This window comes from Micromonospora sp. NPDC049580 (genome assembly GCF_040675595.1).
Taxonomy (GTDB): Bacteria; Actinomycetota; Actinomycetes; order Mycobacteriales; family Micromonosporaceae; genus Micromonospora.
The window spans coordinates 1-8,444 of record NZ_JBFAPG010000280.1 but is presented as its reverse complement, the minus strand read 5'-3'; the positions used below and the strand labels follow the sequence as shown (position 1 = coordinate 8,444).

Sequence of the window (8,444 nt, the reverse complement as noted above, 5' to 3'; positions counted from 1 at the left end):
CGCTCGGCGCGTCGGCACCGACGCGCAGGCGCACTACCGGGCGGCCGTCACCGGCCCCGCGCCCACACCGGGTGCCGTCCACGGGTTCAGCGAGAGCGCTTCGGCTGCCGACGCGCCGCTGCTGAACCGGCTCCTCACCCACCCGGCTGCGACGATCCGCGCCGCGGCCGTACGCGGGCTTCGCCAGCTCGACGTCGTTGACACCGGCCGGGTCCTGCCGTTGCTGACCGATCCCGCACCGTCGGTCGTCCGCGAGGCCACCACGGCGCTCCGACCCGTCGCGGCAACCCTGCCGGCTGAGCTGCCCTGGCAGTTGCTCACCGGCGCGCGGGTGGAACTGCGGCGCGCAGGCTATCGGCTGCTCGGCACGGCACCCGTAGCCGTGCGGCTGCGTGCCGCCCTGCTCCTGGCCGTCGACCCCGATCCGGGGTTGTCCCGACGCGGTCGTGCCGACGTGACCGGGCTCGTGCGAGACGCCAGCCGTACGACCTGGCGTCGCACGCCGCTGCCCTCTCTCGACGTGACGACCGACCACCGTGCGGACCTTTCCGTGCTGGCCCGGCGCGCGGCACCCGCCCTCGGGGAGGAGGTCAGTGATCTGCTCGCCGCGTGGCTCTGGAGGTCTCGTTAGAGCGCGCTGTAGTCGGCCACGATCGGGGGTGGCCGAGGCGAACGCGGCGATCGCCGGTGTTCTCGACGCCAAGACCCTTCCGCAGCCGTTCGGCAAGGTCCGCGTCGCCCTGGTCGCCGCGCACCCGGCAGCCGCATCGGTCCGGCCTCGTCCGGCTCCGTTCGCCCTGGTGGCTCCCAACCGTGGCTCCCAGACTGTCGGCTTGGGAATGGCCGATGTCAGGCTGTCGGCTGGCCTGGGGGCCTGTCTCGGCGGTCTCTCGTGGCCCCAGCTGGCCCCTGCTGTCCTCATCCAATGGCACGCTAATGGCACGACCCGGCGGCGGAGGGTAAGTGCGCTTCAACCGAGAAACCGCGGTGCCGGTTAGCTATCCGATCGGAAAGAGGGTTGCGTGGCTGCGCGGGCATTGCCAGCAGGCAACACCGCCGACGAGAGCCGCGGTGGGAGGATGGCTGTGGCCGGACAAACATCCGGGCCAGGTGGTGTCGTCGCCCTCATCGAACTCCTTCTCCTGCAGCAGGTCGGCCAGCTCGACGACGGCATGCTCCAGGTCGTGGGCCGGACGCAGGCTTCCCAGGATGCCCTCCCGCGCTCGCCCCCGCCTACCGAAGTGCACGTGTAGGGCGTCGAGGGCGTCCAGGTCCACGCCCAGCGGCTGCACGACGGCGCCGCGCCGGGCGAAGTCTTGCGCCACCCGGCGCACCGCGCGCTCGTAACACTCGAGCGCGCCGAGCACCAGCTCGTCGTAGTCGTCGGCATCCGGCATCCCGCCAAGCTACTGCTGGGCGCCAAGCGTCGGCGTTTCGGCAACGTCCGCAAGCTGCTCGGCGGCGGGACTCCGGAGCCGCAGGCGGCCTGCCGGCAGCTGCGGTGGAGTCCCTGCGGGAGCACCTGGCTGAGCATGTCGAGGATGGCCCTGACGCGCTGATCTTCACCGGTGCGAAGGGTGCGCCGCTGCGTTCCGGCAACTTCGGGCGGGCCGTCAAATGGACCGAGACGGTCGGCTCGGTGGGCCTGGCTGGCTTCCACTTTTACGACCTGCGGCATACCGGCAACACTCTCGCCGCCGCCTCCGGGGCCAGCATGCGAGAACTAATGCACCGCCTGGGACACGCGACCATGCGGGCGGCCCTGATCTACCAACACGCCACCAGCGAGCGGGTCCGCGAGATCGCTCAGGCGATGGACCGCCGTATCGCCGGCAGTGGTCGACGCCGGCCGTGAATGGCACGCGGACGGCGCGCAAGATCCAGAGTGGGGGAGAAGCGAACGGCCCAGGTGCCGCGATCAGGCGGTCTGCCTGGGCCTTCGTGGGTGGAGCGGGCGACGGGAATCGAACCCGCACCGTCAGTTTGGAAGACTGAAGCTCTGCCATTGAGCTACGCCCGCGCTCCGCCCCGCCGGAACGGGACGCGCCGACAGCGTACCCAATGGTCGTGTCCGATGCGCAGCCGCGCCACCGCCCCGCGGCGTCGCGGGACACGCGCGTCGCGTGTCGACCGTCCAAGATCCGCACCACTTCGGGGAAATGGCGGTGTCCCGGCTCGGGGATATTCCCACATCCCCGAAGTCGTGCGGATCTTGACATCGGGCGCGGGCGCGCGCGTACAAGGTGCGGCCTTTGGGGGATATGTCCGGGTGGAGGACGCCCCGGCACCGCCTGAGGCGCGGCGACGGCATAGACTGCACGTCGCCACGGGGTGTGGCGCAGCTTGGTAGCGCACTCGCTTTGGGAGCGAGGGGCCGTGGGTTCAAATCCCGCCACCCCGACTGTCGTGCGCGTCCGGTTCGCCCCGGGCGCTGCGGGCCGGCCCCGCCGGCTCGCCTACACTCGATGGGCCAATCGAAGGCCCAGAATCAAAACCAAGATCCGTCAAGGAGTACGCCTGTGAAGAGCACCGTCGAGACTCTGAGCCCGACGCGCGTGCGGCTCGCCATCGAGGTGCCGTTCGTCGAGCTCGAGCCGAGCCTCAAGAAGGCGTACCGGGAGATCGGTTCGCAGGTCCAGGTCCCGGGCTTCCGCCGGGGCAAGGTGCCGACCGCGGTGATCGACCAGCGGGTGGGCCGGGGCACCGTCCTCAACGAGGCGGTCCAGGACGCCATCCCGGAGAACATCCTCGCCGCGGTGCGCGAGCACGACCTGAAGACGCTGGGACGTCCCGAGGTCGAGATCACCGAGTTCAACGACGGTGACTCGCTGAACTTCACCGCCGAGGTCGACGTCCGCCCGGAGATCACGCTGCCCGACGCGAGCACCATCGAGGTGACCGTCGACGAGCTGCAGATCGACGAGAGCGAGATCGACGAGCAGGTCAAGAACCTGCGCGAGCGGTTCGCCACCCTCAAGACCGTCGAGCGCGCCGCCGCCGAGGGCGACTACGTGCAGATCGACCTGAACGCCACCGTCGACGGCGAGGACGTGCCGGGCGGCCAGGCCAGCAACATCTCCCACGAGGTGGGCAGCAAGCAGCTCCTGCCGGGCCTGGACGAGGCCGTGGTCGGTCTCGCCGCCGGCGACAGCACCACCTTCACCACCCAGCTGGTCGGCGGCGACTTCGCCGGCCGGGACGCCGACGTGGCGGTGACCGTGCGCACGGTCAAGGAGAAGGAGCTGCCGGAGCTGAACGACGAGTTCGCCCAGATGGCCAGCGAGTTCGACACGATCGAGGAGCTGCGCGGCGACCTGCGGGCGCGGGTCACGCAGGGCAAGCAGGTCGAGCAGATCTACGCGGCCCGGGACAAGGCGCTGGCGCAGCTGGTCGAGGCCGCCGAGGTGCCGGCGCCGGAGGGTGTCGTCCGCGAGGAGGTCGCGAGCCGCAAGCAGGCGATGGTCGACCAGCTGGAGCGGATCGGCGCCTCGCTTGAGGAGTACCTGGCGGCCGAGGAGAAGACCGAGGAGCAGATCGACGCCGAGCTGACCGAGGCGGCGACCGAGGGCGTCAAGGTGCAGCTCCTGCTGGACACGCTGGCCGACGCCGAGGACGTGCAGGTCTCCGACGACGAGTTCGGGCACGAGATCGTGCACCGGGCGCAGCGCGCCGGGATGGCCCCGCAGCAGTACTACGACCAGCTGGTGCGCTCCGGCGCGGCCGCCGCGGTCTTCGGTGACGTGCGGCGGGGCAAGGCGCTCGCGGCCGTCATGGAGCGGATCACGATCAAGGACTCGGCCGGCAACGAGGTCACCCTGGACGCGCTGCGCGCCGCCAACGAGGCGGAGCACAACCACGAGCACTGATCGTCGGGTGCGGCCGCCGTCCGCCGCTGCGCGGTGCACGGCGGCCGAATCCTTTCCGGGGTACGCCCGGACGCCCGCGCCGCGGGTGCGCCTGACACAGCTGCGCTGAGAGCGAACAGTGCCCCGACCGGGGCTCTGCCGCCCCGTACAGCGGTTAGTGTCGGGAAAGACGGTACGGAGAGCGAAGGGCTGCCATGACCGACATGCACATCCCCAAGAAGTCGCTCCGGGCGATTGACGCGCGCGGTGGCGACTCCATTGGCAACCTCGACGACTCGGTCTACAACCGGTTGCTCAAGGAACGCATCATCTTCCTGGGCAGTGAGGTGACCGACCAGGTCGCCAACCGCATCTGCGCGCAGCTGCTGCTGCTCGCCGCGGAGGACCCGGACCGCGACATCAACCTGTGGATCAACTCGCCGGGTGGCTCGGTCTACTCCGGCATGGCGATCTACGACACCATGCAGTTCATCGACAACGACGTGTCGACCGTGGCGATGGGCATGGCTGCCTCGATGGGTCAGCTGCTGCTCTGCGCGGGCACCAAGGGCAAGCGTTACGCCCTGCCGCACGCTCGGATCATGATGCACCAGCCGTCCGGTGGTCTGGGCGGCACGGCGTCCGACATCGCCATCCAGGCGGAGCAGATGCTCTACACGAAGCGAATGTTCCAGGAGCGCGTCGCGCACCACACCGGCCAGAGCCAGTCGCAGATCGAGGCCGACTCGGACCGGGACCGTTGGTTCACCGCCCAGGAGGCCATGGACTACGGCTTCATCGACAAGGTGATCATCGGGGCCGCTCAGGTTCCGGATGGCGCCGGGACCCTGAGCTGAGGAGCTGACGATGACCGATCTGAGCTTGCCGCCCCAGTTCGCGGCCGTGCACAACCGCTACGTGCTGCCGTCGTTCGTCGAGCGCACGTCGTACGGGGTCAAGGAGTCGAACCCGTACAACAAGCTCTTCGAGGACCGGATCATCTTCCTCGGTGTCCAGGTGGACGACGCGTCGGCCAACGACGTGATGGCCCAGCTGCTGACGCTGGAGGGCACCGACCCGGACCGCGACATCATCATGTACATCAACTCGCCGGGTGGCTCGTTCACCGCGATGACGGCGATCTACGACACCATGCAGTACGTCCGTCCGGACATCTCGACGGTCTGCCTCGGGCAGGCCGCCAGCGCGGCGGCGGTGCTGCTGTCGGCGGGTACGCCGGGTAAGCGGATGGCCCTGCCGAACTCGCGGATCATCATCCATCAGCCGGCCACCGAGGGTGGCTACGGGCAGGGCTCGGACATCGAGATCCAGGCTCGGGAGATCCTGCGGATGCGGACGCAGCTGGAGGACATGCTGTCCCGCCACTGCAACCGTCCGATCGAGCAGGTCCGCAAGGACATCGACCGTGACAAGATCATGACGGCCGAGGAGTCCAAGGAGTACGGGCTGGTGGACACGATCCTGACCAGCCGCAAGAAGGGTCTGCTGGCTGCCAACGCGGCCAGCTGAGTCAGTACCGGGTCAGGGGTTGGCCGGGGCGTTGGTTCCCGGCCGACCTCTGACACACCCGTTTTGGGGGTCGGAGAATGTCCCGCCAGCGGGTAACGTCGGGTCCGTACCGCTTCGCCGGTCGGGCCGGTGTGGCGAACCAAGCCGGGCGGCGCGCAGCGTCCGCAGGTCAGGGCCGGGTCTCCGGCCGATGAGTGCAGGGAGAACGTAGGTGGCACGGATCGGTGACGGCGGCGACCTACTGAAATGCTCCTTCTGCGGCAAGTCGCAGAAGCAGGTGAAGAAGCTCATCGCGGGCCCTGGGGTCTACATCTGCGACGAGTGCATCGATCTCTGTAACGAGATCATCGAAGAGGAGCTGGCCGAGTCCGGCGAGGTGAAGTGGGAAGAGCTTCCCAAGCCGATGGAGATCTGCCAGTTCCTCGACAACTACGTCGTCGGGCAGGATCAGGCCAAGAAGGCGCTCGCGGTAGCGGTCTACAACCACTACAAGCGCATCCAGGCCGAGGCGGCCGGCGCGCCGGGCTCCGGCAGTGACGCCGTCGAGCTGGCCAAGTCCAACATCCTGCTGCTCGGGCCGACCGGGTGCGGCAAGACCCACCTGGCGCAGACGCTCGCCCGGATGTTGAACGTCCCGTTCGCCATCGCCGACGCCACCGCGCTGACCGAGGCGGGCTACGTCGGTGAGGATGTGGAGAACATCCTCCTCAAGCTCATCCAGGCCGCGGACTACGACATCAAGCGCGCCGAGACCGGCATCATCTACATCGACGAGGTCGACAAGATCGCCCGCAAGTCGGAGAATCCGTCGATCACACGGGACGTCTCCGGCGAGGGTGTGCAGCAGGCGCTGCTCAAGATGCTGGAAGGCACGGTGGCCAACGTGCCGCCGCAGGGCGGTCGTAAGCACCCGCACCAGGAGTTCATCCAGATCGACACCACAAACGTGCTGTTCATCTGTGGTGGTGCGTTCGCCGGTCTTGATCAGATCATCGAGTCCCGCACCGGCCAGGGCGGCACCGGTTTCGGCGCACGGCTCCGGTCGGTGTCCGACCGGTCGACCGATGACATCTTCAGCCAGGTCATGCCGGAAGACATGCTCAAGTTCGGCCTGATCCCCGAGTTCGTCGGCCGGCTCCCGGTGATCACCAATGTGCGCAGCCTGGACCGCAGCGCCCTGGTGCGCATCCTCACCGAGCCGCGCAACGCGCTGGTCCGGCAGTACCAGCGGCTCTTCGAGCTGGACGGGGTCGAGCTGGAGTTCGACGAGCCCGCGTTGGAGGCGATCGCCGACCAGGCGATGCTGCGGGGCACGGGTGCCCGTGGTCTGCGGGCCATCATCGAGGAGGTTCTGCTCTCCGCGATGTTCGAGGTCCCGAGCAACCCCGACGCCGCCCGGGTGCTGATCACCCGCGAGGTCGTCCTGGAGAACGTCAACCCGACAATCGTTCCGCGCGAGTTCACCGGGCGTCGGGCCCGGCGAGACCGCGAGGAGAAGTCCGCCTGATCTTCCGCGCGTCCACGCCGGCCGTTCGCTACTGACGCGGCCGGCGTGACCGTGTTCGGCGGTCCCACTCGCCCGACGGGGTGACCGTCACCATCATCAGCCGGGCCGGTTCCGCGGCGTCGTTGCGGTAGCCGTGCTCCCGGTCGGCGTGGAACTCGATCGTGTCACCGGCCCGGACGGCGTGATCCTGCCCATCGACGTGGACGACCACCGCGCCGGCGAGGACGTGCAGCACCTCGCGGGTGCCGCGCGGGTGGTCGGAGGAGCGGTGTCCTTCCCCCGGCTCCAGCCGCCAGTCCCAGAGCTCGACCAGGTCGGGCTCGCCCAGCCCGCTCAGCAGGTGGCCGGTGCCGCCGTGTTCCCCGTGCCAGAGCACGGGCGCCTCGGCCGTGGAGCTGATCCGCACCGTCCGCTCCTCGTCCGGCTCGACCAGTCGGGCGATGTTGACGCCGAACGCGTCAGCGACCCGGCACAGCGTGCCGACGCTGGGGTTGGTGCGGGCGCTCTCGATCTGCACGAGCATCGCTTTGCTCACCCCGGAGCGGCCGGCCAGTTCCTCGAAGGACCAGCCCCGGGCGGCGCGCAGTCCCCGTACCTGCCGGGCGACGGCGGCGGTCACCGCGCCCACCCGGCCACCTGTGTCGGTCATCAAACTATCCTTCACGGTCACTATTGTGGTACGACAGTGGCATGCTACCCATTCTCCTGGCCGCGGTGTCCGCGATTGCCTTCGGCACCGCCGACTTCTCCGGCGGCAAGGCGTCCCGCCGGGCGGACCCGATCGCGGTGACCGTGGTCTCCCAACTGCTGAGCGTCCCCCTGCTGGTCGCTCTGGTGCTGGTGGTGCCCGGGACCCCGAACCTCGCCGACATCGCCTGGGGGCTGCTCGCCGGGGTGGCGGGCGCTGGCGGCGTCATGCTGCTCTACCGGGCGCTCGCCGGCGGAATGATGGCCGTGGTGGCGCCGGTCACCGCGATCACCGCAGCGGTGGTGCCGATCGTCGCCGGCCTGTTCACGTCGAGCTTCCCCGGCGCGTTGGCGCTCACCGGCGCCGGCCTCGCCGTGGTGGCGATCGCCCTGGTCAGCCTGGGTGAAGGGGGCCGCGGTCCGGGCGCTCCCGCGCGGCTGGTGGGTCTGGCCCTCGCTGCCGGCGCGCTCTTCGGCGTCTTCTTCACACTGCTCGGCCAGGCCAGCGAGAGTGCCGGCATGTGGCCGGTGGCGGCGGTCCGGGCCAGCTCGATCGGCTTCGGCCTGATCCTCGCCGCCGGCACCGGGGTGCGGCTCCGGCTCGGCCGGCGGGTGCTGGGTTGGGCGGCCGTCGCCGGTCTGCTCGACAGCGCCGCCAACGCGCTCTTCATGGCCGCCGCCGCGCGGGGTCACCTCAGCATCGTGGCGGCGATCGCCGCGCTCTATCCCGCCAGCACGGTGCTGCTCGCGCTCGCCGTCGACCGGGAACGCCTGCGGCCGGTCCAGATCGCCGGCCTCGGGTTCGCCGCGGGGGCGCTGGTGCTGGCCAGCATCTGACGCTGTCCGCGCCGGCCGTCCCGGCCGTACTCTGGGCC

8 protein-coding genes, 2 tRNA genes and 1 pseudogene are annotated in these 8,444 nt (G+C 69.8%); 8 read left to right on the top strand and 3 right to left on the bottom strand.

Going from position 1 to position 8,444, the window contains the following annotated elements; genetic code table 11:
* Nucleotides 1–631 (top strand): annotated as a pseudogene (locus AB0J68_RS21055) (hypothetical protein); the annotation flags it as partial.
* Nucleotides 632–998: 367 nt separating this feature from the next.
* Here the strand turns inward: AB0J68_RS21055 and AB0J68_RS21050 are convergent.
* Entirely contained in the window at nt 999–1,397 is a 399-nt protein-coding gene (locus AB0J68_RS21050) for a hypothetical protein (protein ID WP_363940063.1), read from the bottom strand.
* Nucleotides 1,398–1,501: 104 nt separating this feature from the next.
* Here AB0J68_RS21050 and AB0J68_RS21045 point away from each other — a divergent pair, with 104 nt between their 5' ends.
* Nucleotides 1,502–1,855: a tyrosine-type recombinase/integrase gene (locus tag AB0J68_RS21045; protein ID WP_363940061.1), complete on the top strand. Its 354-nt coding sequence runs from the start codon at nt 1,502–1,504 to the stop codon at nt 1,853–1,855.
* Nucleotides 1,856–1,946: 91 nt separating this feature from the next.
* Here AB0J68_RS21045 and AB0J68_RS21040 read toward each other — a convergent pair.
* A tRNA-Gly gene (locus AB0J68_RS21040) sits at nt 1,947–2,020 on the bottom strand.
* 307 nt (nt 2,021–2,327) lie between these two features.
* Between AB0J68_RS21040 and AB0J68_RS21035 the strand changes: the two genes are divergently transcribed.
* From AB0J68_RS21035 to clpX, 5 genes are all read left to right on the top strand, one after another.
* A tRNA-Pro gene (locus AB0J68_RS21035) sits at nt 2,328–2,401 on the top strand.
* A gap of 118 nt (nt 2,402–2,519) precedes the next feature.
* Nucleotides 2,520–3,866, top strand: coding sequence for a trigger factor (gene tig, locus AB0J68_RS21030; protein WP_354861756.1), 1,347 nt, complete (start codon nt 2,520–2,522; stop codon nt 3,864–3,866).
* A 194-nt stretch (nt 3,867–4,060) separates the two neighbouring features.
* Nucleotides 4,061–4,702 carry an ATP-dependent Clp protease proteolytic subunit gene (locus tag AB0J68_RS21025; RefSeq protein ID WP_007464111.1) on the top strand — a complete coding sequence of 214 codons (642 nt, stop codon included), beginning with the start codon at nt 4,061–4,063 and terminating at the stop codon, nt 4,700–4,702.
* A gap of 10 nt (nt 4,703–4,712) precedes the next feature.
* Nucleotides 4,713–5,375, top strand: a complete 663-nt coding sequence (locus AB0J68_RS21020; protein WP_121652300.1) for an ATP-dependent Clp protease proteolytic subunit — start codon at nt 4,713–4,715, stop codon at nt 5,373–5,375.
* Nucleotides 5,376–5,586: 211 nt separating this feature from the next.
* Nucleotides 5,587–6,882, top strand: coding sequence for an ATP-dependent Clp protease ATP-binding subunit ClpX (clpX, locus tag AB0J68_RS21015; RefSeq protein ID WP_139588132.1), 1,296 nt, complete (start codon nt 5,587–5,589; stop codon nt 6,880–6,882).
* Between the two features lie 28 nt (nt 6,883–6,910).
* Here the strand turns inward: clpX and AB0J68_RS21010 are convergent, their stop codons facing one another.
* Nucleotides 6,911–7,531 carry an XRE family transcriptional regulator gene (locus AB0J68_RS21010; protein ID WP_363940058.1) on the bottom strand — a complete coding sequence of 207 codons (621 nt, stop codon included), beginning with the start codon at nt 7,529–7,531 and terminating at the stop codon, nt 6,911–6,913.
* Between the two features lie 41 nt (nt 7,532–7,572).
* Between AB0J68_RS21010 and AB0J68_RS21005 the strand changes: the two genes are divergently transcribed.
* Complete coding sequence (locus AB0J68_RS21005) at nt 7,573–8,406, top strand: DMT family transporter (protein ID WP_363940056.1); 834 nt, start codon at nt 7,573–7,575, stop codon at nt 8,404–8,406.
* Nucleotides 8,407–8,444: the final 38 nt, after the last annotated feature.

Coding starts and splice junctions, on each gene's coding strand:
- AB0J68_RS21050 (WP_363940063.1), bottom strand. CDS start 1,397: ATGCCGGATGCCGACGACTACGACGAGCTGGTGCTCGGCGCGCTCGAG.
- AB0J68_RS21025 (WP_007464111.1), top strand. CDS start 4,061: ATGACCGACATGCACATCCCCAAGAAGTCGCTCCGGGCGATTGACGCG.
- AB0J68_RS21020 (WP_121652300.1), top strand. CDS start 4,713: ATGACCGATCTGAGCTTGCCGCCCCAGTTCGCGGCCGTGCACAACCGC.
- AB0J68_RS21010 (WP_363940058.1), bottom strand. CDS start 7,531: ATGACCGACACAGGTGGCCGGGTGGGCGCGGTGACCGCCGCCGTCGCC.
- AB0J68_RS21005 (WP_363940056.1), top strand. CDS start 7,573: ATGCTACCCATTCTCCTGGCCGCGGTGTCCGCGATTGCCTTCGGCACC.